This window comes from Brevibacterium sp. LS14, from assembly GCF_012027885.1.
Lineage (GTDB): Bacteria > Actinomycetota > Actinomycetes > Actinomycetales > Brevibacteriaceae > Brevibacterium > Brevibacterium casei.
On record NZ_SJXG01000038.1, the window covers coordinates 89504 to 115290 of the forward strand.

At 67.4% G+C, this 25787-nt stretch carries 27 protein-coding genes; 16 read left to right on the plus strand and 11 right to left on the minus strand.

All coding sequences use genetic code 11. From position 1 onward, the window contains the following. Positions 1 to 6 precede the first annotated feature (6 nt). The 5 genes from EZE58_RS05880 to EZE58_RS05900 all read right to left on the minus strand — a co-directional run bounded on the left by EZE58_RS05880 (position 7) and on the right by EZE58_RS05900 (position 4835). On the minus strand, positions 7 to 381 hold the full coding sequence (locus EZE58_RS05880; protein ID WP_346773172.1) for a hypothetical protein: 375 nt from the start codon (positions 379 to 381) through the stop codon (positions 7 to 9). Positions 382 to 434: 53 nt separating this feature from the next. Beyond that, positions 435 to 1541: an adenosine deaminase gene (locus EZE58_RS05885; protein WP_009379474.1), complete on the minus strand. Its 1107-nt coding sequence runs from the start codon at positions 1539 to 1541 to the stop codon at positions 435 to 437. Between the two features lie 43 nt (positions 1542 to 1584). Beyond that, positions 1585 to 2733, minus strand: a complete 1149-nt coding sequence (locus EZE58_RS05890; protein ID WP_009379476.1) for a BMP family ABC transporter substrate-binding protein — start codon at positions 2731 to 2733, stop codon at positions 1585 to 1587. Positions 2734 to 2771: 38 nt separating this feature from the next. Further along, positions 2772 to 4103: an amidohydrolase gene (locus EZE58_RS05895; protein ID WP_205772137.1), complete on the minus strand. Its 1332-nt coding sequence runs from the start codon at positions 4101 to 4103 to the stop codon at positions 2772 to 2774. A gap of 93 nt (positions 4104 to 4196) precedes the next feature. After that, positions 4197 to 4835 (minus strand): helix-turn-helix domain-containing protein, encoded by a 639-nt coding sequence (locus EZE58_RS05900; RefSeq protein ID WP_167560066.1) that lies wholly within the window; start codon positions 4833 to 4835, stop codon positions 4197 to 4199. A 187-nt stretch (positions 4836 to 5022) separates the two neighbouring features. Between EZE58_RS05900 and EZE58_RS05905 the strand changes: the two genes are divergently transcribed. Next, positions 5023 to 6231 carry a globin domain-containing protein gene (locus tag EZE58_RS05905; RefSeq protein ID WP_063249140.1) on the plus strand — a complete coding sequence of 403 codons (1209 nt, stop codon included), beginning with the start codon at positions 5023 to 5025 and terminating at the stop codon, positions 6229 to 6231. 11 nt (positions 6232 to 6242) lie between these two features. Here EZE58_RS05905 and EZE58_RS05910 read toward each other — a convergent pair whose 3' ends face one another. After that, positions 6243 to 7352: a mannose-1-phosphate guanylyltransferase gene (locus EZE58_RS05910; protein ID WP_167560068.1), complete on the minus strand. Its 1110-nt coding sequence runs from the start codon at positions 7350 to 7352 to the stop codon at positions 6243 to 6245. Between the two features lie 270 nt (positions 7353 to 7622). Between EZE58_RS05910 and sdhC the strand changes: the two genes are divergently transcribed. The 7 genes from sdhC (at position 7623) to EZE58_RS05945 (ending at position 14287) form a co-directional block, all read left to right on the plus strand. Further along, a complete protein-coding gene (gene sdhC, locus EZE58_RS05915) occupies positions 7623 to 8000 on the plus strand; it encodes a succinate dehydrogenase, cytochrome b556 subunit (RefSeq protein WP_009379486.1) in 378 nt (125 codons plus the stop codon). 1 nt (position 8001) lies between these two features. After that, positions 8002 to 8451, plus strand: coding sequence for a succinate dehydrogenase hydrophobic membrane anchor subunit (locus tag EZE58_RS05920; RefSeq protein ID WP_009379489.1), 450 nt, complete (start codon positions 8002 to 8004; stop codon positions 8449 to 8451). A 9-nt stretch (positions 8452 to 8460) separates the two neighbouring features. Continuing rightward, positions 8461 to 10221, plus strand: a complete 1761-nt coding sequence (sdhA, locus tag EZE58_RS05925) for a succinate dehydrogenase flavoprotein subunit (protein ID WP_009379491.1) — start codon at positions 8461 to 8463, stop codon at positions 10219 to 10221. After that, positions 10221 to 11012 carry a succinate dehydrogenase iron-sulfur subunit gene (locus EZE58_RS05930; RefSeq protein ID WP_009379493.1) on the plus strand — a complete coding sequence of 264 codons (792 nt, stop codon included), beginning with the start codon at positions 10221 to 10223 and terminating at the stop codon, positions 11010 to 11012. Before sdhA ends, EZE58_RS05930 begins: the two co-directional genes overlap by 1 nt. A gap of 160 nt (positions 11013 to 11172) precedes the next feature. After that, on the plus strand, positions 11173 to 12387 hold the full coding sequence (locus EZE58_RS05935) for a serine hydrolase (RefSeq protein WP_009379494.1): 1215 nt from the start codon (positions 11173 to 11175) through the stop codon (positions 12385 to 12387). A 368-nt stretch (positions 12388 to 12755) separates the two neighbouring features. Continuing rightward, positions 12756 to 12920, plus strand: a complete 165-nt coding sequence (locus EZE58_RS05940; protein ID WP_156491127.1) for a hypothetical protein — start codon at positions 12756 to 12758, stop codon at positions 12918 to 12920. A 227-nt stretch (positions 12921 to 13147) separates the two neighbouring features. Beyond that, positions 13148 to 14287 (plus strand): aromatic acid exporter family protein, encoded by a 1140-nt coding sequence (locus EZE58_RS05945; protein ID WP_009379496.1) that lies wholly within the window; start codon positions 13148 to 13150, stop codon positions 14285 to 14287. On the opposite strand, the gene EZE58_RS05950 is transcribed toward EZE58_RS05945, so the two are convergent. The 5 genes from EZE58_RS05950 to nrdH form a co-directional block, all read right to left on the minus strand. Beyond that, on the minus strand, positions 14278 to 14496 hold the full coding sequence (locus tag EZE58_RS05950) for a hypothetical protein (RefSeq protein ID WP_009379498.1): 219 nt from the start codon (positions 14494 to 14496) through the stop codon (positions 14278 to 14280). The two genes, EZE58_RS05945 and EZE58_RS05950, sit on opposite strands and share 10 nt — an antisense overlap. 141 nt (positions 14497 to 14637) lie before the next feature. Then, positions 14638 to 15609, minus strand: a complete 972-nt coding sequence (nrdF, locus tag EZE58_RS05955) for a class 1b ribonucleoside-diphosphate reductase subunit beta (protein WP_009379500.1) — start codon at positions 15607 to 15609, stop codon at positions 14638 to 14640. Positions 15610 to 15667: 58 nt separating this feature from the next. Then, on the minus strand, positions 15668 to 17794 hold the full coding sequence (gene nrdE, locus EZE58_RS05960; RefSeq protein ID WP_255248975.1) for a class 1b ribonucleoside-diphosphate reductase subunit alpha: 2127 nt from the start codon (positions 17792 to 17794) through the stop codon (positions 15668 to 15670). Between the two features lie 5 nt (positions 17795 to 17799). Then, on the minus strand, positions 17800 to 18213 hold the full coding sequence (gene nrdI, locus EZE58_RS05965) for a class Ib ribonucleoside-diphosphate reductase assembly flavoprotein NrdI (RefSeq protein WP_009379509.1): 414 nt from the start codon (positions 18211 to 18213) through the stop codon (positions 17800 to 17802). Between the two features lies 1 nt (position 18214). Continuing rightward, a complete protein-coding gene (nrdH, locus tag EZE58_RS05970; RefSeq protein ID WP_009379512.1) occupies positions 18215 to 18463 on the minus strand; it encodes a glutaredoxin-like protein NrdH in 249 nt (82 codons plus the stop codon). A gap of 490 nt (positions 18464 to 18953) precedes the next feature. Between nrdH and EZE58_RS05975 the strand changes: the two genes are divergently transcribed. The 8 genes from EZE58_RS05975 to EZE58_RS06010 form a co-directional block, all read left to right on the plus strand. Continuing rightward, positions 18954 to 19949, plus strand: a complete 996-nt coding sequence (locus EZE58_RS05975) for an AAA family ATPase (protein ID WP_009379514.1) — start codon at positions 18954 to 18956, stop codon at positions 19947 to 19949. A 12-nt stretch (positions 19950 to 19961) separates the two neighbouring features. Next, positions 19962 to 20846, plus strand: coding sequence for a DUF58 domain-containing protein (locus tag EZE58_RS05980; RefSeq protein ID WP_009379515.1), 885 nt, complete (start codon positions 19962 to 19964; stop codon positions 20844 to 20846). Continuing rightward, positions 20833 to 21285, plus strand: coding sequence for a hypothetical protein (locus tag EZE58_RS05985; RefSeq protein WP_100227494.1), 453 nt, complete (start codon positions 20833 to 20835; stop codon positions 21283 to 21285). Before EZE58_RS05980 ends, EZE58_RS05985 begins: the two co-directional genes overlap by 14 nt. Next, on the plus strand, positions 21276 to 22250 hold the full coding sequence (locus EZE58_RS05990) for a VWA domain-containing protein (RefSeq protein WP_009379522.1): 975 nt from the start codon (positions 21276 to 21278) through the stop codon (positions 22248 to 22250). The genes EZE58_RS05985 and EZE58_RS05990 overlap by 10 nt, the downstream gene beginning before the upstream one ends. Continuing rightward, positions 22247 to 23521, plus strand: coding sequence for a VWA domain-containing protein (locus EZE58_RS05995; protein ID WP_063249142.1), 1275 nt, complete (start codon positions 22247 to 22249; stop codon positions 23519 to 23521). The genes EZE58_RS05990 and EZE58_RS05995 overlap by 4 nt, the downstream gene beginning before the upstream one ends. Beyond that, complete coding sequence (locus tag EZE58_RS06000; protein ID WP_101624899.1) at positions 23518 to 24318, plus strand: hypothetical protein; 801 nt, start codon at positions 23518 to 23520, stop codon at positions 24316 to 24318. The genes EZE58_RS05995 and EZE58_RS06000 overlap by 4 nt, the downstream gene beginning before the upstream one ends. A 21-nt stretch (positions 24319 to 24339) precedes the next feature. Next, positions 24340 to 24687, plus strand: a complete 348-nt coding sequence (locus EZE58_RS06005; protein ID WP_240941160.1) for a hypothetical protein — start codon at positions 24340 to 24342, stop codon at positions 24685 to 24687. A 9-nt stretch (positions 24688 to 24696) separates the two neighbouring features. Continuing rightward, positions 24697 to 25787 (plus strand): IS630 family transposase (locus EZE58_RS06010; protein ID WP_009376884.1); only part of this gene is annotated, 1091 nt, incomplete at its 3' end.

The window sequence follows — 25787 nt, forward strand, 5'->3', positions numbered from 1 at the left end:
CCCCTGCTACGCGAGCGCCCGGTTGTAGGCGTAGACGACCGGCGGGGTGAAGTAGCCGACGATGACGGCGATCGCAGTGATGAGGCATCCGAGGCCGAGCCACAGTGATCCGCCGATGACGCTGATGCCGAAGACGATGACGAGGAGCTCGAAGGCGATCGCCGCGGGCCGCGCCCACCGATGCAGCCGCCACGATCCCCGCGCCGCGGCGAGGAGTCCGGCGGCGAAGATGAGGAACATCACCGCGAGGCCGATGAGTGAGCTCGCGAGCGCCCCGGCGCCCAGCGCGGTGACGACGAACGAGATCGCGGTGCCGATGAGCACGAGCGCCTGCAGACCGAGGACGATGACGACGAGGAGCATCGCCCGCGGGGTGGGCACACCGTGACCGTCCGGATCCGGAGACCCGGGCGCCCCACCTGCGTCCGCCGGCCTCACACGGTCACCCGCGCGAATCCGGGGATGAGGATCTCGTCGAGCATGCGTTCGCGCACGTCGAGCGGGAGGAAGGCCGCGGTGATCGCGTTGACGGTCGCCCACTCGAGGTCGGTCTGGGTCCAGCCCGCCTCGTCGACGAGCAGGCGCATCTCCCGGGTCACGGATGTGCCCGACATGAGGCGGTTGTCCGGGTTGATCGTCACGGCGAAGCCGAGGTCCTTGAGCCCGGTGATCGGGTGGGAGGCGATGGTGCCGCCGATGTCGGTCTGGAGGTTCGAGCTCGGGCAGAGTTCGAGGGGGATCTGCTGGTCGAGCACCCATGCGGCGAGGCTGCCAAGCTGGCCCTCACCGTCGACGATGTCCATGTCCTCGACGATCCGCGCGCCGTGGCCGATGCGCTGCGTGTGGCAGACCGTGACCGCTTCGTGGATGGACTCCTTCCCGGCGGCCTCACCGGCGTGGATCGTCACCGGCACGTAGGCCTGGTGGAGGGCGTTGAAGGCCGAGAGGTGGGCCGAGGGCGGGAAGCCCTTCTCGGGGCCGGCGATGTCGAAGCCGACGACGCCGGAGTCCGCGCCCTTCTCCCGGTGGCGGATGGCGAGTTCGGCGATCGCCATCGAGTTGTCGGCCTGGCGCATCGCGGTGATGATCTGACCGACACGGATGAACCGGCCGTCGGCCGACGCCTCGGCGACACCGGCGTCGAGGCCCTCCTGGACGGCGTCGACGACGTCGTCGAGGTCGAGGCCGCCGGCGAGGTGCTGCTCGGGTGCCCACCGGGCTTCGGCGTAGAAGACTCCGTCGGCGACCTGGTCGAGCACCCACTCCTTGGCGACGCGGATCAGGCCCTCACGGGTCTGCATCACCGCGGTGGTGTGGGCGAAGGTCTCGAGGTAGCGGACGAGGTCACCGGAGTTCGCGGACTCCGCGAACCACTGGGCCAGCGCCTCGGGATCCGTGGCGGGCAGCTCATGGCCGACCGCCTCGGCGAGTTCGATCATCGTCTCCGGTCGCAGACCACCGTCGAGGTGGTCGTGGAGGGAGACCTTGGGCAGCTGGAGGATCGGGTCGTCGTGGGCGACGCCGGCGGGAGTTCTATGCACGGGGCAAGTCTATCGGCTGCCGGCCGGGAGGAGCATGGGAACGCTACCCCGCGGTCGGGTCGATGTCCCCGCTCTTGATCCGCTCGCGCAGATCCGCGATGCTGCGCCCGGCGTCGGAGACGCGGCTGAGGAACCCGTCCTCGGCAGAGATGCCGACTCCGCCGTTGTCGATCGTCCCCTTGTACTCGTGCTCGGTGACGAGGATGCCGTTGATCTCGGCGGGGTCCTCGGGACCGGGTTCGACGACCTCGTCGGGATTCTTGCTCTGCGGCCATTCGGGGAACATCGTCCGCAGCCCGCGGCGGATGTTCGGTTCGATCGTCGCGATGATCGCGTCGCTGAAGTCGCCCGAGGCGCCGTACCAGATGATCTTCGGCAGCACCGGCTCCTCACCCTCGCCCTCGGGGTCGGGGGTGGCAGTGGCCGCGGCGGTGCGCTCCTCGGTGACGGCGGCGAGCACCCCCATCGCTGCAGCCGAGCCGAAGGGCACGACGACATCGGCGTCGGCTCTGCGCGCGGACTCGAAGAAGTCGCGGCCGCCGCCGTCGGTGTCGTCGACGGTGCGTCCGGCGATCCGCGACTCCCGGTACGAGGTGACGTCCTCGACCTCGTCGCCGGACTCCTTGTTGTAGAGGGCCACACCGGCGTCGAAGGCGGTGAGGATCTGCTCGGCCTGCGGGAATCCGCGGGAGACGAACGCGGAGACCTCACCCGATTCGCTCGCCGTGGCCGCGATGTAGCCGGCGATGAACGCCGGCGGCACGAGGTCGAAGTCGAGGCTGAGCACATTGTCGGGGAAGTCCTCGTGCCCGCTGGCGATGCCGAGGAAGAGGCCGTCGGGGTTGCCTCGGGCGAAGTCGGCGAGTTCGCTCGCGCCGCCGGGTCCGACGACGGTCGTGAGCGTGCACGCCTCCCCCGTCGTTCGCTGCAGGGCCGCCGAGGTGGCGGAGGAGTTCGAGACCCGCTGACTCGAGGTCGCGGTGAAGAGTCCCGCCGCCCGCGCGAGCTCGATCTCGGCGAGGGTGATGGCTCCGGCGGAGTGGTCGTCGAAGCCGGCAGGGGCCGAGATCATGCATCCGGTCGTCGGGTCCGCGACCGCCTCGGGCGTCGACACCGCACACGCGCTCACCCCGAGGAGGCTGAGCACGCCGAGGGCGGCACCGGCGGCCCGGGTCGCGAGGTTCGTTCTCATCGCTCCAGGTTATCGGGCGGGCCTGAGTGCCGCCCGCCTCACCGCTTCGAGTCGAGGACCCTGAGCGCGGTGGCCGTGAAGATGCGCGCAGCGATCGCGACGCTGTCCTCGTCGATGAGGAGGTCGCCCTGATGGAGGTCGTAGGTGGTGCCCCCGGGCGTGCGTGTGCCCATGCGCACGAGCGCCCCGGGAACGTGCGTGAGGTACCACGCGAAGTCCTCCCCGCCCATCGACTGCGGGGTCAGCTGCACGGAGTGCTCTCCGAGTTCGGCCCGCACGGCCGCTTCGATGAGCGCGACCTGGTCCTCGGTGTTGACGACCGGGGGGACGCCGCGGCGGTGGTCGAGTTCGACCTTGACCCCGTACGGGCCGGCGATGCGCTCGACGAGGTCGGGCAGCACCTCGGCGACCTGGTTCCAGCCGTCGACGTCGAGGCACCGCAGGGTTCCGCGCAGCACTCCCTCGGAGGGGACGACGTTGGCGGCGTGGCCGGCGCTGATCTCACCCCAGACGAGCGAGATCGCGTGACGGGGGTCGATGAGACGACCGAGCGTCGAGGGCAGGTCGGTGGCGAGTTTGCCGAGCGCGTAGACGAGGTCCTCGGTGAGGTGGGGCCGCGAGGTGTGGCCGCCATGGCCGGTGAGCCGGATGAGGACGGTGTCGCCGGCGGCGGTGATCGCACCAATGCGCGAACCGATCCGGCCGACGTCGACGTTGGGGTCGCAGTGGACGGCGTAGATCTCGGGGACGTCGTCGAGGACGCCCTGGGAGATAACGCGCAGCGCCCCGCCCGGAGTGACCTCCTCGCCCGGCTGGAAGATCAGGCGCACCCGTCCCCCGAGGCCGCCCGGAGTGCTCTCGTGGGCCCGCTGCAGGGCGATGCCGGCGCCGAGGAGGCCGGTGAGGTGGACGTCGTGTCCGCACGCATGGGCGACCCCGGGCACGGTCGAGGCGAACTCCTCGGCGATGAGGTCGTCGATGGGCAGGGCGTCGATGTCGGCGCGCAGGGCGAGCGCGATGGGTCCCTCACCGATGTCGCAGATCAGCCCTGTTCCCTCGAGGCGGACCGGGGTCAGCCCCGCGGCCTCGAGGCGGGCGACGAGCTTGTCCGTCGTCGCGGACTCCCGGAAGGAGAGCTCCGGATGCGAGTGGATGTCGCGGCGGAAGTCGATGAGCTCGGGGCCGATTTCCGCGATCGTGGAGGCGATGACGCTCGCGGGAGTCGCCGCCGCGGCGCCGTCGGCGGCAGCCGTCGCGTCGGCGGTGACGCGCTGCTGGGAGCCAGCGGCATTCGCGCGCGACCGGGTGCCTGCGACGCTGGGAGGCTCTCCGTCGTGGATCGCTGTGCTGGGATCGGGGTTGAGTGACATTGAGGCCATGCTAGACACTGGCGCGCGGGTTTGGACCCCTCGTGACCAAATTCGACACGTTCGGTGACTTCGTTCCCTCCCCAGCCGCGCCCCTCAGGCGGTCTGCGCGCTCGAGCGGGCGGCGAGGAGGCGGAGTTCGCAGGAGTCCGGGGTGAGGAACGGTTCGACCTCGTCGATCGTCAGCGGTCCGGGGACCTGGGCGAGGATGTCGCGGAGCAGCCGCGCATGGACGGCACACGCCATGGTCCGCTCGTCACCGTCGAGCTGGAGGTGCGGGCACGCGGCGAGCGAGACGCGCAGCTCGGTCTCGTCGGCGACGGGCTCGAGTCCGGAGTCGTCGAGGTGCTCGAAAAGGGTCTCGAACTGGTCTCCCGCGTCCTCGCCGAGGTCGCGCACCCGCTGCGGCCGGCACGACATGCCGATCCGCCGCAGCACCGGACCGAGGCGGCGGGCCTCATCGATGCGCTTCCGCGCCGCCGGGTTCATCTGCGCATCGTCGACGGCCCGGTAGACGGTCGGGGGTCTGCCGCGGGTGCCGCAGGGCCGGGGCCGGGAGCTGACGAGGCCTTCGGCGATGAGGACGCCGAGGTGGTCGCGGACGGTGTTGACGTGGAGGCCCACCGCCTCGGCGAGCTCCTTGAGGGAGCGGTCGGGGTGCTCCTGGACGGCGCCGAGGAGGCGCACCCGGTTGGGCTCGGTGAGTCCTCTGTAGTCGGTGGTCCTGCGCGGCATGGCGGCATCCTGTTCGTCGGCGTCGAACGCACCACTATTCTACGCCGCGTAGAAAAGTGGGACAACGGCTGTGGTCACAGCGCCGAACGGACGGTCACGGCCGAATAAACACGGTCGAAGCCCGAGCATGCTGCGCGCCCCGCTGCCACCCTGGAGCCAACGAACCGCCCCCTGACGAAGGATCCCCATGCAGCTCAGCCCGCAGTCACACGAGATCGTGGCGGCCACGGCCGGCGTCGTCGCCGCACACGCCGACGAGATCACCTCGGTGTTCTACCCCTCGATGTTCGAGGCCCACCCCGAGCTTCTCAACATCTTCAACACCGCCAATCAGGCCGTCGGCGAGCAGCCGAAGGCCCTCGCGGCCTCGGTCGTCGCCTTCGCCGTCCAGCTCATCGACCCCGACGCCCCCGACTTCACCCCGGTGCTCAATCGGATCGCCCACAAGCACGTCTCGCTCGGGATCAGGGCCTCGGAGTACCTCGTCGTCGGCAAGTACCTGCTCGGCGCGGTGAAGACCGTGCTCGGCGATGCCGTCACCGACGAGGTCGCCGCCGCGTGGGACGAGGTGTACTGGCTCTTCGCCACTGCCCTCATCGCCGAGGAGGCGAGGCTCTACGCGCAGGGCGGCACGGATCCCGAGCACCCGTGGCGCGACTACCGGGTCGTCGAGCGCTTCGACGAATCCGACGAGGTCTTCTCCCTCCTGCTCGCCCCCGTCTCCGGCGAGGTGCCGAGCCACCGCACCGGTCAGTACGTCGCGATTCTCGTCGAGCTCCCCGACGGTTCGACCCAGCCGCGGCAGTACACGATCTCCTCGGGTCCCCGTGGGGACTCGCTGCGGGTGACGATCAAGCGGGTCCGCGGCGTCGGCGGGGCACCGGATGGTGTCGTCTCGGGCTGGCTGTTCGACAATGCCGAGCCGGGCACCGTCCTCAAGCTCTCGCAGCCGGCCGGCGACGTCGTCCTCGGCGAGTCCGACGCTCCGCTCGTCCTCGTCTCCGCGGGCATCGGGATCACCCCGATCGCCGCGATCATGGAGGACCTCTCGCGGCGCCAGCCCGACCGCACGGTGCGCCTCTACCACGCGGACCGCTCACACGCCCATCACGCGCTCTACGCCGGATTGCGCCGGCAGATCCTCGCGATGACCGATGCGCAGGCGCTCAACTGGTACGAGGAGGGCGCGACCGAGGCTCCGACCCTCCACCCCGCGCGCAGCGGCTTCATGGACCTCAGCGGCATCGCCGTGCCCGCCGAGGCAGAGGTATTCATGTGCGGTCCCCTGCCGTTCATGCAGGCGACGAGGCTCGCGCTCATCGACAAGGGCGTGCCGGCCGAGCGCATCCACTACGAGGTCTTCGGACCCGACCTCTGGGCGCAGAGCCCGCAGTGAGGCGGTGAGGCTCAGAGCAGGTCGTCGAGGCCGCGCTCGCCGGCCAGGGACACCGCCTTCTTGACGTCCTGGGCATGTGAGCGGGAGGTGATGAGGAGGACGTCCTCGGTGTCGACGACGACGAGGTCCTCGAGTCCGACGATGGCGACGGTGCGCGGCTGCTCGGAGAAGACGACGCCCGAGGCGTCGACTTCGAGGAGGTCGCAGGACCCGCCGATCGAGATGACCCCGCGCGGTTCGCCGGGCACGGGCTGACGCAGCCGGGCGACGGAGTCGAAGTCGCCGACGTCGTCCCAGCCGAAGTCGCCGGGGATGACGATGACGCGACCGGCCTCGGCGGCGGGTTCGGCGACGACGTAGTCGATCGCGCGCTTCTCCAGGCCCGGCCACACCTCGGCGAGCACGGCGTCACGGGATTCCGTGTCCCACGCCTCGGCGATCTGCGACAGGCCCTCGAAGAGGGTCGGGTCCTCCGTCCGGAGGATCTCGAGGAAGGCCGAGGCCTTGGCGATGAACATTCCGGCGTTCCAGCGGTAGCGGCCGGAGTCGACGTAGCGGCGGGCCGTGCTCGCGGCCGGCTTCTCCGCGAACGCGAGCGCCCGGCGGGCGGTGGGAGCGCCGGGGAGGCCGAGCAGACTGCCGGTCTTGATGTAGCCGTAGGCGGTCGCGGGGTTCCGGGGCATGATGCCGACGGTGACGATGTCACCGGTCTCCGCGGCTGCGCAGGCCTGTTCGATGACGGAACGGAATTCGTCGACGTTCGTGATCGAGTGGTCGGCGGAGAACGAGCCGACGATCGCCTCGGGGTCGGTCTTCGCGATGAGGAGGGTCGCCAGTCCGATGGCCGCGGCGGAGTCCTTCGGCGAAGGCTCGGCGACGATGCGGCTCGGGCACAGTTCGGGCAGCTGCTCGGCGACCTGGTCGAGGTGGCTCTCACCGGTGACGACCCAGACGTTGTCATCGCCGACGAGCGGGGCGACCCGATCCCACGTCGACTGGAGAAGGCTGCGTCCGGTGCCGAGCACGTCGTGGAGGAACTTCGGGGATGCCTTGCGGGAGAGCGGCCAGAGCCGGGTTCCGGATCCGCCCGCGGGGATGATGGCGTGGAAGTGCGTGTTCACCCCCTCAGTGTCTCAGAGTCCGGGCACCGCCTCTGCGAAGTTCTCCGCCGTGTCGGGGTGAGGAGATCCCGAGCGCACCGGGCCGCGAATTACCGCACATGAATATGTGGTAAATCGCCGTCCCAGCACGCGGAATCAGTCGCTGTGAGGGAACTGCCAGGGTCTGGGTGTGATCCATCCCGCTCAGCGGCGGACCGACTGGCAACTGCGGGGCGTTGGGCGTAGTTTCATGTTGTACATCGTCGATTCATCCAAGATGGAGGATGCTCCGTGGCCCAAGCGTCAACGAGCACTCTGTACCGCGGTGGAGAAGGAATGTGGTCCTGGGTCGCGCATCGCGTCACAGGCGTCGGAATCTTCTTCTTCCTGCTGGTCCACGTGCTCGACACAGCACTCGTTCGCGTTTCCCCCGAGGCGTACAACGCCGTCATCGGGACGTACAAGACGCCGATCATGGCCTTCGGGGAGATCGCCCTCGTCGCCGCGATCGCCTTCCATGCGTTCAACGGCCTGCGCGTCATCCTCATCGACTTCTCCAAGGGCGGACCGAAGAACCAGAAGAAGCTGTTCTGGGGGGTCATGATCCTCTGGCTCATCGTCATGGTCGCGTTCGTGCCCCGCCAGCTGATGCACACGTTCGGAGGCTGATATGAGCACAACATCGATTCCGGCGCCCCGCACCGGTTACTCCCGCCACAAGTCCACGCGCTCGAAGTTCGAGATGTTCGCGTGGCTCTTCATGCGTCTGTCGGGCATCGTGCTCGTCATCCTCATCTTCGGGCACCTCTTCGTCAACCTCTGGGCCGGCGAAGGCGTCCAGCAGATCGACTTCGGCTTCGTCGCCGGCAAGTGGGCGAGCCCGTTCTGGCAGATCTGGGACCTCCTCATGCTCTGGCTGGCGATGCTGCACGGCACGAACGGCCTGCGCACGATCATCATGGACTACGCCGAGAAGCCCGGCACCCGGATGAGCCTCCAGCTCATCCTCTACATCGCCTCGGCGGTCATCCTCGTGCTCGGCACGCTCGTCATCTTCACCTTCGATCCCTGCCCTGCCGGAGCCGACCCCGCGCTGCTCGCGTCGTTCTGCCAGGCCTAAAGGAGAAACATGCAGGTACATCACTACGACGTCGTCATCGTCGGCGCCGGTGGCGCTGGCATGCGCGCGGCCATCGAGTCGGGCCAGCGGGCCCGCACCGCGGTCCTGACCAAGCTCTACCCCACCCGTTCCCACACCGGCGCCGCCCAGGGCGGTATGTGCGCGGCCCTGGCGAACGTGGAGGAGGACAACTGGGAGTGGCACACCTTCGACACCGTCAAGGGCGGTGACTACCTCGTCGACCAGGATGCCGCCGAGGTGATGGCAAAGGAGGCCATCGACGCCGTCCTCGATCTCGAGAAGATGGGGCTGCCGTTCAACCGCACCCCCGAGGGCAAGATCGACCAGCGCCGCTTCGGCGGTCACACCCGTGACCACGGCAAGGCACCGGTGCGCCGGTCCTGCTACGCCGCCGACCGCACCGGCCACATGATCCTCCAGACCCTCTACCAGAACTGCGTCAAGCACGGGGTGGAGTTCTACAACGAGTTCTACGTCCTCGACCTCGTCATGACCGAGGTCGACGGAGTCCGTCGTCCCGCCGGCGTCGTCGCCTACGAACTCGCGACCGGTGAGATCCACGTCTTCCAGGCCAAGTCCGTCGTCTTCGCCACCGGCGGCGTCGGCAAGGTCTTCAAGACCACCTCGAACGCCCACACGCTCACCGGCGACGGCATGGCCGTGACCTACAACCGCGGCATCCCGCTCGAGGACATGGAGTTCTTCCAGTTCCACCCGACAGGTCTCGCCGGTCTCGGCATCCTCCTGTCCGAGGCCGCCCGCGGTGAGGGTGCGATCCTGCGCAACTCCGAGGGTGAGCGCTTCATGGAGCGCTACGCCCCGACGATCAAGGACCTCGCTCCGCGTGACATCGTCGCCCGGTCGATGGCCAACGAGGTCCGCGAAGGCCGCGGCGCCGGTCCGAACAAGGACTACGTCCTCCTCGACCTCACCCACCTCGAGCCCTCGCACATCGACGAGAAGCTGCCCGACATCACCGAGTTCGCCCGCACCTACCTCGGTGTCGAGCCCTACACGGAGCCGGTGCCGGTCTTCCCGACCGCGCACTACGCGATGGGCGGCATTCCGACGAACATCGCCTCCGAGGTGCTCGCCGACAACGACACCGTCATCCCCGGCCTCTTCGCCGCCGGCGAGTGCGCGTGCGTGTCCGTCCACGGCTCGAACCGCCTGGGCACGAACTCCCTGCTCGACATCAACGTCTTCGGCAAGCGTGCGGGCATCGCCGCCGCCGAATACGCCAAGGGCGCCGACATGGTCGAACTGCCCGAGGACCCTCAGGCCGACACGGTCGCCGTGCTCGAGCGCCTGCGGACCTCCGACGGACCCGAGCGCATCGGCGCGATCCGCAAGGACCTGCAGGAGATCATGGACGCCAACGTCCAGGTGTTCCGCACCGACGAGACGCTGCGCGAGGCGCTCGCGGAGATCGAGAAGCTCCGTGCCCGCTACGACAACGTCGGCATCCAGGACCGCGGCAAGCGCTACAACCTCGACCTGCTCGAAGCCGTCGAGCTCGGCTTCCTGCTCGAACTCGCCGAGGTCATCACGGTGGCAGCGATCCACCGCAAGGAGTCCCGCGGCGGTCACTTCCGCGAGGACTTCCCGAACCGTGACGACGAGAACTTCATGCACCACACCATGACGTACCTCGATCCGGAATCGGAGGCCGAAGGGATCCCGGGCATGCGCCTGGAGACCAAGCCCGTCGTCGTCACCCGTTACCAGCCGATGGAGCGTAAGTACTGATGAGCACCGAAACCACCACCCCGGAGCCGGCGTCGAAGGTCGACCTCCCCTCGCATGTGAGCGGAGACCAGGGAGAGATCCCGTCCTTCGACTGCACCTTCCGCATCGCCCGCTTCGATCCCGAGACGGACGAAGCACCGCACTGGGAGGAGTACAAGGTCACGATGTACGGCACCGACCGTGTGCTCGATGCCCTGCACAAGATCAAGTGGGAGATCGACGGTTCGCTGTCCTTCCGCCGCTCGTGCGCCCACGGCGTGTGCGGGTCCGATGCCATGCGCATCAACGGCCGCAACCGCCTGGCCTGCAAGACCCTGCTCAAGGACCTCGACACGAACAAGGTCATCACCGTCGAGGCGATCAAGGGCCTTCCGCTCGAGAAGGACCTCATCGTCGACATGGAGCCCTTCTTCCAGTCGTACCGCGAGATCATGCCGTTCCTCATCACCTCCGGTCATGAGCCCACGCGCGAGCGCCTGCAGTCTGCTGAGCAGCGCGAGGCCTTCGACGACACGACGAAGTGCATCCTCTGTGCTTCGTGCACCTCGTCGTGCCCCGTGTTCTGGACCGACGGCCAGTACTTCGGTCCGGCCGCGATCGTCAACGCGCACCGCTTCATCTTCGACTCGCGTGACGAGGGTGGCGACATGCGCCTCGAGATCCTCAACGACAAGGAAGGCGTGTGGCGTTGCCGCACGACGTTCAACTGCACCGATGCCTGCCCGCGCGGCATCGAGATCACCAAGGCCATCGCCGAGGTGAAGCAGGCGATCCTCCAGCGCGCGTTCTGATCCAGCGCTGATCCGGCATCGGTCGGATCCCCCTGGGATCGACCGGATCCCCCGCCGAGGCGGCCGTGCACAGGCACGGCCGCCTTCGTCGGTTTCCCCGTCGCTTCGGGGATGCGAAACCTGAGGATCGGCGACACCGAGGATCCGTACACTGGTCGGCATGCGCTCTGCTTCTCCGACCGTTCGCTGCGCCCCGCGTGTCCTTGCCGCCTCGCGCCCGCGCGCCGTCACCGCCGCGATCCTCACGCTGTTCCTCGTCCTCACACAGCTCGTCCTCTCCCCCGGCACCTCGCATGCTCAGCCCGAGCCGACCGAGAAGGGGGAGAAGATCTACGTCACGCGGTCCGACCTCGGCGACGGAACGAAGCCACCGGCACCGATCGGCACCGCATGGCTCGTCGGGGACCTCGACTCCGGGGAGCTGCAGGTGGCCGAGAACATCGATGTCCGGCATGCGCCGGCGTCGACGATCAAGCTGCTCACGGCGCTCGCGCTCGTCGACGTCCTCAATGACCCCGAGCAGAAGGTCGAAGCGACGTTCGAGGACATGGAGATCGACGGGACGAAGGTCGGGCTCATGCAGAAGAACTCGTACACTGTCGACACCCTCTTCCACGCGATGCTCATGTCGAGCGCCAACGATGCGGCCAATGCGCTCGGTCGGGCCGCCGGCGGGCAGGAGAAGGCCGTGGCGCTGATGAACGAGAAGGCGAAGTCGCTGGGGATGACGAACACGCGCGCGGCCAACACCACCGGCCTCGACGACCCCGACCAGTACACGACGGTCTCCGACATGATGAAGCTCGCCTGGGCGGTGACCGAGAACGAGCGGCTGATGGAGATCATCGGCACGCAGACGTATAAGTTCCCGGGTGGGACGAACCCGGAGACGAAGGAGAAGTTCAAGGGCTACGAGATCCAGAACCACACGAAGGTCGTCGGTCAGGTCGAGGGCGGCCTCGGGCTGAAGAACGGGTACACGAAGGCCGCGAAGGGCTCCTACATCGCCGTGGCCGAACGCGACGGCAGACGGGTCGTCTCCGCGCTGCTCGGGTCGGAGAACAACTCCCGGCAGGCCGCCGTCGACCTCCTCGAATGGGACTTCGCACAGACGAACCCGGAGACGCTGGCCACGGTGCCGGTCGGACCGGCGGCGACGCCGAGTCCGACGGCCACGGCCTCGGGCAGCGGCAGCGACGCCGGCGGGACCGCCGACGCCGATGCCGCGCCGTCTGCCGAGGCAGCCGGGAATGAGACCTCGGTTCCGTGGGGCGGGGTGCTGCCGTTCGTCCTCCTCGGCGGGGGTGTCGTCCTCCTCATCGCAGCGATCCTGCTCTGGGGGCGTCTGCGGAAACGGCATCGCACGCTGAGCTGAGGCGTCGTTTTGACTCCCGACGCTTGGAGGGTCTACTCTGGTCACTTGCGCTCGAAGCGTCCGTGACCGCCCTGGCATGCATCGGCCGGGCGACGACGGAGACGGCAGGCCGATCATGACGGCCGCCGACCGAGACGAACCACCACGGACACCGTGTCTCTTCGCAGTGCAGTCCCGTCACCGTCGGGATCGACCCGCATCACGGTGAACCCCGCAGGAGAATGCGACGACGACCGTTGCAGGAATCCTGCCGTCTTCCGGCGACCACCCATCGCCGAGCACCGGCGACCACCCATCGCCGCATCAACCACACGACAGGGCCCAGGCGTCGTTGCCTGTCCTGTCGTCGACAGAAAGGAGGGGAACCCATGTCTGAGTTCCCACAGTGGGTCCAGCGTGCCGTCGAGCATGCCGGCCTCATCGACCCGCAGATCAGCACGGAGCACGGGGAGGTCACGATCAGTGACGCCACCGGCCGCACCGTCCTGTTCACCGGTTCGGCGCTGCGTGAGACCACGCCGCTGGCTGCCTGAGCGCAGCCTCCGCCGGAGCGGAGCAGCGCACTGCCGGGTCTGACGCAGTGCGCCCGCTCCCCCGGCACCGACCACGACGCCCGGATCATGTGCCTCCTTGTTCGAGGATCATGATCCGGGCGTCTTTGCGTCCCCGAAAATGAACAGGTACCTTGTCTTTTCGGGCGAGCGCACGACTCGTCTCGACCGGCACGAGAATCCCTTTCCAGGAAGCGAGGACGACCCTAGTGACACCCTCTCTCGCAACGATCCTCGACCGCCTCCGACGGCCCGAGACGGTCACGGATCTCATCCAAGTCGCCAAGACGGTCATCGCCGCCACTCTCGGGTGGTGGCTTTCGGTGGCCGTCCTCGACTCGCAGATGCCGTTCCTCGCCCCGTGGGCCGCACTCCTCACCGTCCATGCGACGATCCACCGCTCGGTCGCACGCGGAGCGCAGACGATGGTCGCCTCGGTCGCCGGGGTCGCGATGTCCTTCGTCATCGGCAACTGGCTCGGGGTGAGCCTCTGGACGTTCGGCTTCGCCCTCCTCGTCGGGGTCCTCCTCGCCCGTCTTCCGTGGATCCGGGAGGAGGGCATCGCGATCGCGACGACGGCGATCTTCGTCCTCGGCAGCGGATTCGACAGTCAGGAGCCGTTCCTCCTCGAACGCATCGTCGAGCTCGCGATCGGCGTCGGAGTCGGTGTGGGGGTGAACTTCCTCATCGTCCCACCGATGCGCGACCAGCAGGCGGCGGAGCACATCGACAGCGTCAACCGGCGCATCGGCGAGGTGCTGGAGAACATGGGTGATGAATTCGCCGTGTCCTGGGACACTGATCGGGCTGGGGTCTGGTTCGCGGAGACGGAATCGATGAGCGGTGAACTCTCCGCCGCGTGGCAGACGGTACACCTGGCGAGTGAGTCCAGGCGGGCGAATCCCCGGACCCGACTGCGGTCGCTGCGGCGGGTGCTGCGTCGGCACGACGACGAGCCCTCGGAGGTCGCCGAGCTCAGCTATGAGAACATCCTCCAGCGTCTCGACGAAGGGGTCTCCCACGTCCGCCACCTTGCGCGCACTCTCCACGCAGCGACCTACGATGACGGCGACTGGGACGAGACCTTCCGCGAGCGCTGGGCTGCGATCGTCGGCGACGCCGGCCGGGCGGTCGCCGACCCCGACGCCGAGGTCGCTCCCATCCACGCCCGCCTCGACGAGCTCTCCGCGGAGCTCTCGGACGGTGAGGAGCTGCCGCAGCGGGCATGGCCGCTCTACGGGGCGCTCATCACGAGCGTGCGCCACATCGCCGTCATCGTCGACGATGTCGCCTCGGCACGCCGAGCCCGGGACGCCGAAGAATCACCGACTGAATCGGCTCACGTCTGAGGGTGGTCCTCGTCGTCGAGGCCGACCTCGACGGACTGTTCGGCCACATCGGCGCCATCGGCCTCGCGGACCGCGGGGAACGATCCGGTCGGCTGCGCGTCCTCACCCGTGGGCTCCGTGCCGACGACGCCCTCGGGGTCGTCGAGGTCCTGTGCCTGCTCCATCCGGTCCGGCTCGGGCACTTCGCTGAACGACTGCACTGAGTTCACGATTCCTCCTTGAGACGGGACGGCCATGGGGGTACTCGTGATCGTAACCGCGTGGGCGCGCATGTCAAGGAGAAAGCAGAGGCGGCCCGGTCGATCGACCGGGCCGCCAGTCGGCAGCGCGCTGCTGTGAGGGTCAGCGACTCAGAAGTCCCAGTCCTCGTCCTGGGTGTTCTCGGCCTTGCCGATGACGTAGGACGACCCGGAGCCGGAGAAGAAGTCGTGGTTCTCATCGCTGTTGGGCGAGAGCGCCGCGAGGATCGCCGGGTTGACGTCCGTGACCTCCTTGGGGAACATCGCCTCGTAGCCGAGGTTCATCAGCGCCTTGTTCGCGTTGTAGTGGAGGAACTTCTTGCAGTCCTCGGCCAGTCCCACCGAATCGTAGAGCTCGTGGGTGTAGGAGACCTCGTTCTCGTAGAGCTCGAAGAGGAGGTTCATCGTGTAGTCCTTGAGCTCCTGACGGCGCTCCGCGGTCTGCGACTCGAGTCCCCGCTGGTACTTGTAGCCGATGTAGTACCCATGGACGGCCTCATCGCGGATGATGAGGCGGATGAGGTCGGCGGTGTTCGTCAGCTTCGCATGCGACGACCAGTACATCGGCAGGTAGAACCCGGAATAGAAGAGGAACGACTCGAGCAGCGTCGAGGCGACCTTGCGCTTGAGCGGATCATCACCCCGGTAGTAGCTGAGGATGATGTCGGCCTTCTGCTGCAGGTACGTGTTCTCCCGCGACCAGCGGAACGCCTCGTCGATCTCCTTCGTCGAGGTCAGGGTCGAGAAGATCGACGAGTACGACTTCGCGTGGACGCTCTCCATGAAGGCGATGTTCGTGAGCACGGCCTCCTCGTGCGGGGTCACCGCATCGGGGATGAGCGAGATCGCGCCGACCGTGCCCTGGATCGTGTCGAGCAGGGTCAGCCCGGTGAAGACGCGCATCGTCAGCATCTTCTCCTCATCGGTCAGCGTCGCCCACGAGGGGACGTCGTTGCTCAGCGGCACCTTCTCCGGCAGCCAGAAGTTGCCGGTGAGGCGGTCCCAGACGTCGTCGTCGACCGGATCGACGACGCGGTTCCAGTTGATGGCGTCGACGTGTGAGGCCAGGGTGAGGTTTTCCACGGAGGTGTTCTCTCTTCTTAGTTCGTCAGTTCAGCGGGGTGTCAGCGGTCGGTCGGCGTCACAGCATGCACGAGACGCAGCCGTCGACCTCGGTGCCCTGCAGCGCGAGCTGACGCAGGCGGATGTAGTAGATCGTCTTGATGCCCTTGCGCCACGCGTAGATCTGTGCCTTGTTGATGTCGCGCGTCGTCGCGGTGTCCATGAAGAACAGCGTCAGGGACAGGCCCTGGTCGACGTGCTTCGTCGCCTCGGCGTACGTGTCGATGATCTTCTCGTAGCCGATCTCGTAGGCGTCCTGGTAGTACTCGAGGTTGTCGTTGTCCATGAAGGGAGCCGGGTAGTAGACGCGCCCGATCTTGCCCTCCTTGCGGATCTCGATCTTCGAGGCCACCGGGTGGATCGACGAGGTCGAGTTGTTGATGTAGGAGATCGACCCGGTCGGCGGCACGGCCTGGAGGTTCTGGTTGTAGATGCCGTGCTCGGCGACCGCTGCCTTGAGCTCACGCCAGTCGTCCTGGGTGGGGATGTGCACGCCCGCCTCGGCGAAGAGCTCGGCGACCCGCGCCGTCCGCGGCTCCCATGTCTCATCGATGTACTTGTCGAAGTACTCACCGGTCGCGTACTTCGAACGCTCGAAGCCGGCGAACGCAGAGCCGCGCTCCTTCGCGATCTCCATCGACGCCCGCACGCAGTGGTAGGCGACGGTGTAGAAGTACATGTTCGTGAAGTCGAGGCCCTCGTCGGAGCCGTAGTAGACGTGCTCACGGGCGAGGTAGCCGTGGAGGTTCATCTGGCCGAGCCCGATCGCGTGCGACATGTCGTTGCCTCGGGCGATCGAGGGCACCGACTGGATGTCCGAGGTCTCGGCGACGGCGGTGAGTCCGCGGATCGCGGTCTCGACGGTGCGCCCGAAGTCCTCGGAGTCCATCGTCAGGGCGATGTTGAGCGACCCGAGGTTGCACGAGATGTCCTTGCCGACGACGTCGTAGCCCAGATCCTCGTCGTACTTCGACGGTTCGGAGACCTGGAGGATCTCCGAGCAGAGGTTCGACATGATGATCTTGCCGTCGATCGGGTTCGCCCGGTTCACCGTGTCCTCGAACATGATGTACGGGTAGCCGGACTCGAACTGGATCTCCGCGAGCGTCTGGAAGAACTCGCGGGCGTTGATCTTCTTCTTCCGGATCGAGGCGTTGTCGACCATCTCCTCGTACTTCTCCGTGACGTCGACGTCGGAGAACGGGATCCCGTAGACGCGTTCGACGTCGTAGGGGCTGAAGAGGTACATGTCCTCGTTGCGCTTGGCGAGCTCGAACGTGATGTCGGGGATGACGACGCCGAGCGAGAGGGTCTTGATCCGGATCTTCTCATCCGCGTTCTCTCGCTTGGTGTCGAGGAAGCTGTAGATGTCCGGGTGGTGGGCGTGGATGTAGACCGCGCCCGCGCCCTGACGCGCACCGAGCTGGTTGGCGTAGGAGAAGGAGTCCTCGAGCAGCTTCATCACGGGGATGACACCCGAGGACTGGTTCTCGATCTTCTTGATCGGAGCACCGGACTCGCGGATGTTCGTCAGGCTGAAGGCCACGCCGCCGCCGCGCTTGGACAGCTGCAGGGCCGAGTTGATCGAGCGGCCGATCGACTCCATGTTGTCCTCGATGCGCAGGAGGAAGCACGAGACGAGCTCGCCGCGCTGCTTCTTCCCGGCGTTGAGGAAGGTCGGGGTGGCCGGCTGGAAGCGGCCGGTGATGATCTCGTCGACGAGCTGCGTCGCGAGCGTCTCGTCCCCGCGGGCGAGGAAGAGGGCGACCATGACGACGCGGTCCTCGAAGCGCTCGAGGTAGCGCTTGCCGTCGAAGGTCTTGAGCGTGTACGAGGTGTAGAACTTGAACGCGCCGAGGAACGTCTGGAAGCGGAACTTGTGCGAGTACGCGCGCTTCGACAGGGACTCGATGAAGTCGAAGGAGTACTGCTCCAAGACCTCCGGCTCGTAGTAGTCCTTCTCAACGAGGTAGTCGAGCTTCTCCTTGAGATCGTGGAAGAAGACCGTGTTGTTGTTGACGTGCTGAAGGAAGTACTGGCGCGCAGCCTGTTTGTCCCGCTCGAACTGGATCCGCCCGTCCATGTCGTAGAGATTCAGCATGGCATTGAGCGCATGGTAGTCGAGGTCCGTCTCTTCGCGGATGATGTCCTCTACATTGCGGTCTTCAGCGAGCTCTCGCACAGTTTGTCCAATCCTAGGTTCACATCCGCGACCTCCTCGGGGGTGCCGAGGAGTTCGACGCGGTACAGCAGGGGAACGTGGCATTTCGCGGCGACCTTGATCGCCGCCTTGCAGTATTCGGCTCCGAAGTTCGTGTTTCCGGCGCCGATGACGCCGACGAGGTGCCGGCGGTTCGATTCGATGTTGAGGAACTTGATCACCTGTTTGGGCACGGCCCCGCGGTTGGGACCGGCACCGTAGGTGGGGGTGACGAGCACGAACGGCTCGTCGACCAGCAGCGTCTCATCCTTCGTCAGCAGCGGCAGACGGCGGGAGGGATGATCGAGCTTGCCCACGAAGCGGTGGGTGTACTCGGACGAGCTGGAGTAGTAGACGACGAGCATCTCAGGCCACGACGGTGGCCGCCGTCTGCTGGCCGGCGAGGGCGGCGATCTTGTCGGGGCGGAAGCCCGACCAGTGGTCGCTGTCGGTGACGACGACCGGCGCCTGCATGTAGCCCATGGCCTTGACGACGTCGAGGGCGTTCTCGTCGACGCTGAGGTCGACCGTGGTGTACTTCAGTCCCTTGGCGTCGAGCGCACGGTAGGTGGCGTTGCACTGGACACAAGCGGGCTTGGTGTACACGGTGATCATGGCGACTCCTCGTCTCTGTGCTGGATGGGTGTTTCCGATGGGTGGGCCATGCCGGCGACGCGGCCTCCCGAGTGGGAGGGATCACTGTCAAGGCGACCGGCGATGACCACTAGATGTTGTGTTCGGGTACGAGCCTACCCCTATATCCAGTGTTACACCAGTGTGATTAGCACCGTCCACACCCTGTGCCCGAAGTCCTCCACAGTCGTCCACAGGCTGTGAACGACAACGGTGTAGTTCGATCACCAGCGCGGACACGCGCGACTCCGGGCGAGACAGCGATTCGGGGTCGGGATCCGGGCTGGGTTATCCACCGTTGTCCACAGGAAAAATTCATTCCTTGTGGGCGTGTTGCCCGGCGTGTCGACGACTGCGTCCGGACCTTCACACTATGTGTCGGTACTGACACGAGAACACCCAGTCACGTGTCAGGGTCCGCTCCTATGCTGGGTACCGACAGCAACGACGACCACGAGAGAGCAGCACGCGCATGACGGCAACGGCACCGGCCAACACGCAGGAGATCGCCCACGCGAAGTCCCTCCTCAGCGGGCTCGAATCGTATCTCGACCACTTCGTCGTCGGGCAGCAGCGACTCCGCGAGTCCCTGCTCATCGGCCTCCTCTCCGGCGGCCACCTCCTCCTCGAGAGCGTCCCCGGACTCGCGAAGACCACGGCGGCCGCTGCCCTCGCCAACGCCGTCGACGGGAAGTTCTCCCGCATCCAGTGCACCCCCGACCTGCTGCCGGCGGACATCATCGGCTCGCAGATCTACAACGCCCGCGAAGGCTCCTTCAACACCGTCCTCGGTCCCGTCCACGCCAACATCGTCCTCCTCGACGAGATCAACCGCTCCTCGGCGAAGACGCAGTCGGCGATGCTCGAGGCGATGCAGGAGCGGCAGACGACGATCGGCGGACAGCGCTTCGACCTGCCCAGGCCCTTCCTCGTCATGGCCACCCAGAACCCCATCGAGCAGGAGGGCACCTACCAGCTGCCCGAAGCCCAGCTCGACCGCTTCATGATCAAGGATCTCCTCACCCACCCGAGCCCGAACGAAGAGGTCGAGATCCTCGCCCGCCTCGACTCCGGTGTCTTCGACAAGGACTCCGTGCCCGCGGCCTCGTGCACGCTCGAGGACGTCATGACGATGCAGCGCTACGCGCGCACCATCTACATCGACCCCTCGATCACTCGTTACCTCGTCGAACTCGTCCACGCCACGCGCAACACGCAGAAGTACCTCGGTCGCCTCGCCCCCTACATCGAGTACGGGGCCAGCCCCCGCGCCTCGATCGCCTTCACCAACGCCGGGCGGGCGCTGGCGATGATCCGCGGGCGCAACTACGTCATCCCCGAGGACATCAAGGATCTCGCCCACCGCGTCCTCGCTCACCGCATCCAGCTCAACTTCGAGGCCGCCGCGGAGAACATCACGAGCGCCCAGGTCGTCGATGCCCTCCTCATGGCAGTGCCGACCCCGTGACCAGGTGCCCTGATGACTGCTCTGCTCAATCGGATCAAGGCGCGGATGACCATCCACGCCCACCGGCGCACGCGCCGTCTCCTCGACGGGGACTACTCCTCGGTCTTCCACGGCCACAGCCTCGACTTCGACGACCTGCGCGACTACATCCCCGGTGACGAGATCCGCGACATCGACTGGAAGGCCACGGCCCGCCATGCGGATCCGCTCGTCAAGCGCTACGTCGCCCACCGTCGCCACATCCTCGCCCTCGTCGTCGACACCTCCCGCGGCTTCGACGCCGTCACCTCGGCGGGGGCGGACAAACGGCAGCTCGCAATCCTCATGGCCGGGATGACCGGCTACCTCGCCGTGCGCCACGGTGACGACGTCATGCTCATCCACGGCGACGCCGAGCACACGCTGGCCTCCCCGCGCAAGGGCAGCGAGGCCCACCTCGAGCACCTCCTCCAGCAGATCCTCGCCGAGGCCGGAGGGACGACCGACGGGTCGATCGACGCGCAGCTGCAGTGGATCGCCGGGCACATCACCCACCGGATGCTCATCGTCGTCATCTCCGACCAGGCGCCGCTCGGCCCCGAGGCGGAGGCGACGATCAGGCGCCTGCGCGCCCAGCACGAGATCCTCTGGATCACCATCACCGACGCCGACCTCGCGCGTCTCGGCCCCGCCGCCGCCCCCTTCGACGTCGCCCGCGCCGACGTCGGCCTGCCGTCCTCGGTCATGGCTGACCCCCGGGTGCAGGCGGAGTTCATCGTCGCCGAGGCGGAGCGCCGTCAGCACCGCACCGACCTGCTCTCGAAGCTCGGGATCGCCCACACCGAGGTGTCCGAGCCCGAGCAGGCGCTCGGCAGCCTGCATTCCCTGCTCTGGAGGCACCGTCGTGGGTCCCGTTGAGCTCATGGGTCCGCTGCAGATCTCGGTGTGGTGGTACGTCGCCGCCGCGATCGTCCTCCTCGCAGCGCTCGTCAACCTCTTCGCCCCGCTCCTGCGCGCGGCCGCCGGCGCCACGGCGAAGGCGCAGCCGCGGATCCCGATCCCCGTCCGCAGCACGTACATGACCCGCATCGCCGACGTCGAGGCGGATCTCGCCGCCGGTGAGACCGACGTCCGCGAGGGCGCGCGGACGCTGGCGAAGATCGTCCGCGAGTTCGCCCGCGACGCGTGGGGCGTGCGCTCGGAGCATCTGACGTACCGCGATGCCGCGGTCGCCGGCCTCGACGACCTCGCCGATTCCCTGCGCGGGCTCTACACCGCCGAGTTCGCCGAGGACGGGGCCGAGGACCTGCGTGCCCAGATCGCCGAGGCGAGGAAGCTGGTGGCGCGATGGTCCTGATGTTCTGGTGGCTCGCGCTCGCGCTCCTCGTCCTCGCCGCACTCGCCGTCGTCGTCTTCCGGCGTCCGCGCCGCACGGTCTCCTCCCTGCCCGTCGCCCACAGCGCACGGATGACGAGCCTTCCCGGGTTCCGCCGTGCGATGCGGAGGAAGATGACGCTCACCGCCGCCTTCCTCGGCGTCATCGCCCTCACCGGACTCGGGGCGCTCGCCGGAGTCGCCCGGCCCGCCTGGATCGAGACCGTCAACCCGGAGAAGAAGCTGCGCGACGTCATGCTCTGCCTCGACGTCTCCGGCTCGATGCTCGGCTACGACGCCGACCTGCTGGCCGCCTACCAGGAGCTCGTCGAGCGCTTCGACGGCGAGCGCATCGGCATGACCGTGTTCAATGCGACCGCGGTCTCCGCGTTCCCGCTCACCGATGACTACGACATGGTGCAGAACTACCTCGAGGACGCCGAGCAGGGGTTCCGGACGTGGGGCTCGGAGGGCACCGACTACTCATGGTCGACCTCGCCGCCGAACATCGGCGGGTCCTCGCTCATCGGCGACGGACTCGTGTCCTGCATCGACAACTTCGACCGCAAGGACGAGGACCGGTCGCGCTCGATCGTCTTCGCCACCGACAACATGCTCGCCGGTGAGCCCCTGTTCGAGCTCAACGAGGCCGCCGACATCGCCGTGGAGGCGAACGTCCGGATCTACAGCCTCTCCCCGCCGTCGATCCTCGCAACCACCCAGACCCAGGAGCTCAGGTCCGTCTCCGATCGGACCGGCGGCAAGCAGTTCGACATGGGTTCGGCGACGACGATCGACCGCATCGTCTCGGAGATCCAGAGCCAGGAGGCGCAGAACACTCCGGGTCGCTCGTACACGATCGTCCACGACATGCCCGCCGCTCCCCTGCTCATCGCCGCGTTCGGACTCATCGGCGTCTTCGTCCTCGCGTGGAGGGTGCGATCATGACCTTCGACCCGCTGCTCGGATGGATCGGCACGGCCGTCATCGTCGCCGTCCTCCTCGCCGTGTGCCTCATCCCCCTCATCCGCGGCCGGGGCCCGAAGTGGAAGTGGTTCGCGCGCATCGGCGTCGTCGCCGTCCTCGCCCTCGCCCTCGCCCGCCCGGGCGTCACCACCGAGTCGACGACCGAGGAGTACGAGACCGCCGCCGACGTCTACTTCCTCGTCGACACGACGACGTCGATGGCCGCCGAGGACTACAACGGGACCACCCCGCGCATCGACGGGGTCAAGGAGGACATGCTCGCGCTCGCGGAGCAGCTGCCGGGCGCGCGCCTGAGCATCATCACCTTCGCCTCGACCGCCTCGACGGCGATGCCCCTGACAACCGACCACGCGGCCTTCGCCTCGGCGGTCGACGTGCTCACCCCGGAGTACTCGCTCAATTCGAACGGCTCGTCGATCACCGAGGCCGGTGACGAGCTCAAGGCCCGGATGGATTCGAACGAGGAGGACCGGCCGGGCAACAAGACCCTCGTCTTCTACTTCGGCGACGGAGAGCAGACGGCGCCCGGTCAGCCGGACTCGTGGACCTCCTTCGCCTCCCGCATCGACTCCGGCGCCGTGTTCGGCTACGGCACGACCGCGGGCGGGAAGATGAAGGAGTCCCAGCCCTTCGGCTCCGGCGGATTCCCCGGCGGCACCGACCAGGACCCCTGGGATCAGGACAGCTCCGGCCAGGACGGCGGCGGCCTCGACTCCGGCTCGTCCTCGGACGATGAGTACATCCGCGACGCCGAGGGCAACCTCGGGATCTCGACGATCGACGAGGCGAACCTCAGGCAGTTGAGCTCCGACCTCGGCGTCCCCTACCACCTGCGCGACGGCAGCGCCCCGATGTCCTCGGTCTACACCGCACCGACCTACGATCAGCAGCTCGTGCGCAAGGACGGGCGCGTCACCGTCGACGAGTACTACTGGATCCCGCTCGCGCTCGTCTTCGCGTGGATCGCCGTGGAGATGATCTTCGCCTTCCGGCAGTTCGTCCGCCTGCGGGCGATCATGCCCCCGCGCCGAGGCGGTCGCCGTGCAGCCGCGCCCCCGCCGATGTCGGGTCCGCCGCTGCCCGGGCCGCCGCTGCCCGGCGGACCCCCGCGGCCCTTCGGTCCCCCACCGGGTTCCGGACCGCCACCGCGCACCGGACCGCCACACGGGGACCCCCGCCGCCCGATGCCGGTCGGTGCTCCCTCGCGTCCGGAGAGCGGAGGACGACGATGAGGCGACTCACCCGCCTGTGGACGCGCCTGCGTCTGCTCACGAAGATCAACCTCCTCCTCGGCACGGCGCTCGGTCTCGCCTTCGCCTATATCGCGACGACCGTCTACTTCGGTGCGGCATCGCAGGTCCGCTACGACTCCAACGACTTCCCCGGAGCCCAGAAGGCAGCGACCGTCTTCCTTGCGCTCAGCCCGCTCGAACGCCACATCGGCTACTACAACCGGGGCACCGCGAAGGCCGCCGTCGGTGACTTCGAACCCGCGCAGGAGGACCTCGAGACCGCGCTCGACCTCACCCCGCCGCGGGACGAGTGCGCGGTGCGGATCAACCTCTCCTTCGTCTACGAGAAGCTCGCCGACCAGGTCGCAGGCCAGGACGAGAAGAAGTCCGGAGAACTCTACGACCAGGCGCTGGCCACGCTCGCCGACGCTCCCGAGGAGTGCCGGCCGGATCAGAGCGAGACCCAGCAGAAGAGCGACGAGGCCAGCGAACGCGTCCAGGAGAAGAAGGACGGCGGCCAGAGCCAGGACAGCGGATCCGGCGACGACTCCCAGGGGTCTCAGGGCGATGACGAGCAGAACGGCGACGACCAGCAGAACACCGACGACCAGCAGGGCTCCGGCGACCAGAACCAGGACGATCAGGGCAGCGAGGAGCAGAAGGACGACTCGGGCGAGATGACCGAGGAGGAGAAGAAGCGTGAGGAGCTGCGCCAGCGCGGCGAGGACTCCAACCGCGAACAGCAGCAGGGACCCGGCGGCAACGGCGGACGCACGACCCCGGACAAGCCGTGGTGAGCGCTGTGCGATCATGAGTGCATGACCGACACCTCACCCTCGGCCGAGGCTGCCCCCGGCCTGCCGCGTCTGCGCTCCGCCCTGACGACGTTCCCGCCCTACATCCCGGGCAAACCGCCGGCAGAGGTGCCCGGTCTCACCCCGTACAAGCTCTCCTCGAACGAGAACCACCTGCCGCCGCTGCCGGCCGTGCTCGAGACGATGGCCGCCCACGCCGTCGCCCCCGCCGCCTACCCCGACGACGCGGCGGCGGCGCTGCGCCGGGAGCTCGCCGACCGCCTCGGCGTGGGCACCGACAACCTCGTCGTCACGACGGGGGCGAGCGAGCTCCTAGTGTCCTGCGCCTTAAATTCGGTCTGTAAGTTGTAGGATTGGAGTATGGCGCGAACTGGACGACCCAAGGCCGAACTGATCCTGACGGATGAGGAGCGGGAGCAGCTTGAGCGCTGGACTCGGCGTCGTAAGTCGTCTCAGGCGCTCGCGTTGCGCTCGCGGATCGTGTTGGCGTGTGGGGATGGCATGTCGAACAAGGACGTGGCCGCGTTGGTGGGTTGCTCGGATCCCACGGTGACGAAGTGGCGCTCTCGGTTCGTGGAGGCCCGTCTGGACGGTCTCGTTGATGATCCTCGCCCGGGGCGCCCGGCGACGATCACTGCGGAGCAGGTCGAGGATGTCGTGGTCGCGACGCTGGAGTCGACGCCCGCGAACGCGACGCATTGGTCGCGGGCGAAGATGGCCGAGCGCACCGGACTGTCGAAGTCCACGATCGGACGGGTATGGAAGGCGTTCGGTTTGAGACCTCACCAGGCGGACGGATTCAAGCTCTCTAACGACCCGCTGTTCGTGGAGAAGGTCTACGACATCGTCGGCCTCTACCTCGACCCGCCCGAATCCGCCGTCGTTCTTTCGGTGGATGAAAAATCTCAAGTGCAGGCGCTGTCGCGGTCACAGCCCGCGTTCCCGATGATGCCGGGCATGCCCGAAAAGCGCACGCACGACTACTTCCGACACGGCACGACGAGCCTGTTCGCGGCGATGAATGTCGCTGACGGCACGGTGATCGCGTCCACCCATCGCCGACACCGTGCGGTGGAGTTCAAGAAGTTTCTGCAGAAAATCGATCAGAACGTGCCCGAGCATCTGGATGTGCATGTTGTCTGCGACAACTACGGCACACACAAGCACCCGGCCGTGACAGCGTGGGTCGAAAAGCACCCCCGGTTCCACATGCACTTCACGCCGACGTACTCATCGTGGATCAATCAAGTCGAGCGGCTCTTCGCCGAAGTCACCCGCGAACTCCTCCAACGCTCAGATCACCGCAGCGTGCAAGCACTGGAGAAAGACCTCCGCGGCTGGATCAAAGCATGGAACGAGAACCCGAAACCCTTCATCTGGACCAAGACCGCCGACGAGATTCTCACCTCCATCGGACGACTTCTACAACGAATCAACGGCGCGGGACACTA

Excerpts from the sequence above, each read along its gene's own strand:
- EZE58_RS05890 (WP_009379476.1), bottom strand. The coding sequence starts at position 2,733 with ATGAGAACGAACCTCGCGACCCGGGCCGCCGGTGCCGCCCTCGGCGTG.
- EZE58_RS05895 (WP_205772137.1), bottom strand. The coding sequence starts at position 4,103 with ATGTCACTCAACCCCGATCCCAGCACAGCGATCCACGACGGAGAGCCT.
- EZE58_RS05900 (WP_167560066.1), bottom strand. The coding sequence starts at position 4,835 with ATGCCGCGCAGGACCACCGACTACAGAGGACTCACCGAGCCCAACCGG.
- EZE58_RS05905 (WP_063249140.1), top strand. The coding sequence starts at position 5,023 with ATGCAGCTCAGCCCGCAGTCACACGAGATCGTGGCGGCCACGGCCGGC.
- EZE58_RS05920 (WP_009379489.1), top strand. The coding sequence starts at position 8,002 with ATGAGCACAACATCGATTCCGGCGCCCCGCACCGGTTACTCCCGCCAC.
- sdhA (WP_009379491.1), top strand. The coding sequence starts at position 8,461 with ATGCAGGTACATCACTACGACGTCGTCATCGTCGGCGCCGGTGGCGCT.
- EZE58_RS05930 (WP_009379493.1), top strand. The coding sequence starts at position 10,221 with ATGAGCACCGAAACCACCACCCCGGAGCCGGCGTCGAAGGTCGACCTC.
- EZE58_RS05935 (WP_009379494.1), top strand. The coding sequence starts at position 11,173 with ATGCGCTCTGCTTCTCCGACCGTTCGCTGCGCCCCGCGTGTCCTTGCC.
- EZE58_RS05940 (WP_156491127.1), top strand. The coding sequence starts at position 12,756 with ATGTCTGAGTTCCCACAGTGGGTCCAGCGTGCCGTCGAGCATGCCGGC.
- nrdI (WP_009379509.1), bottom strand. The coding sequence starts at position 18,213 with ATGCTCGTCGTCTACTACTCCAGCTCGTCCGAGTACACCCACCGCTTC.
- nrdH (WP_009379512.1), bottom strand. The coding sequence starts at position 18,463 with ATGATCACCGTGTACACCAAGCCCGCTTGTGTCCAGTGCAACGCCACC.
- EZE58_RS05975 (WP_009379514.1), top strand. The coding sequence starts at position 18,954 with ATGACGGCAACGGCACCGGCCAACACGCAGGAGATCGCCCACGCGAAG.
- EZE58_RS05980 (WP_009379515.1), top strand. The coding sequence starts at position 19,962 with ATGACTGCTCTGCTCAATCGGATCAAGGCGCGGATGACCATCCACGCC.
- EZE58_RS05990 (WP_009379522.1), top strand. The coding sequence starts at position 21,276 with ATGGTCCTGATGTTCTGGTGGCTCGCGCTCGCGCTCCTCGTCCTCGCC.
- EZE58_RS05995 (WP_063249142.1), top strand. The coding sequence starts at position 22,247 with ATGACCTTCGACCCGCTGCTCGGATGGATCGGCACGGCCGTCATCGTC.
- EZE58_RS06000 (WP_101624899.1), top strand. The coding sequence starts at position 23,518 with ATGAGGCGACTCACCCGCCTGTGGACGCGCCTGCGTCTGCTCACGAAG.
- EZE58_RS06005 (WP_240941160.1), top strand. The coding sequence starts at position 24,340 with ATGACCGACACCTCACCCTCGGCCGAGGCTGCCCCCGGCCTGCCGCGT.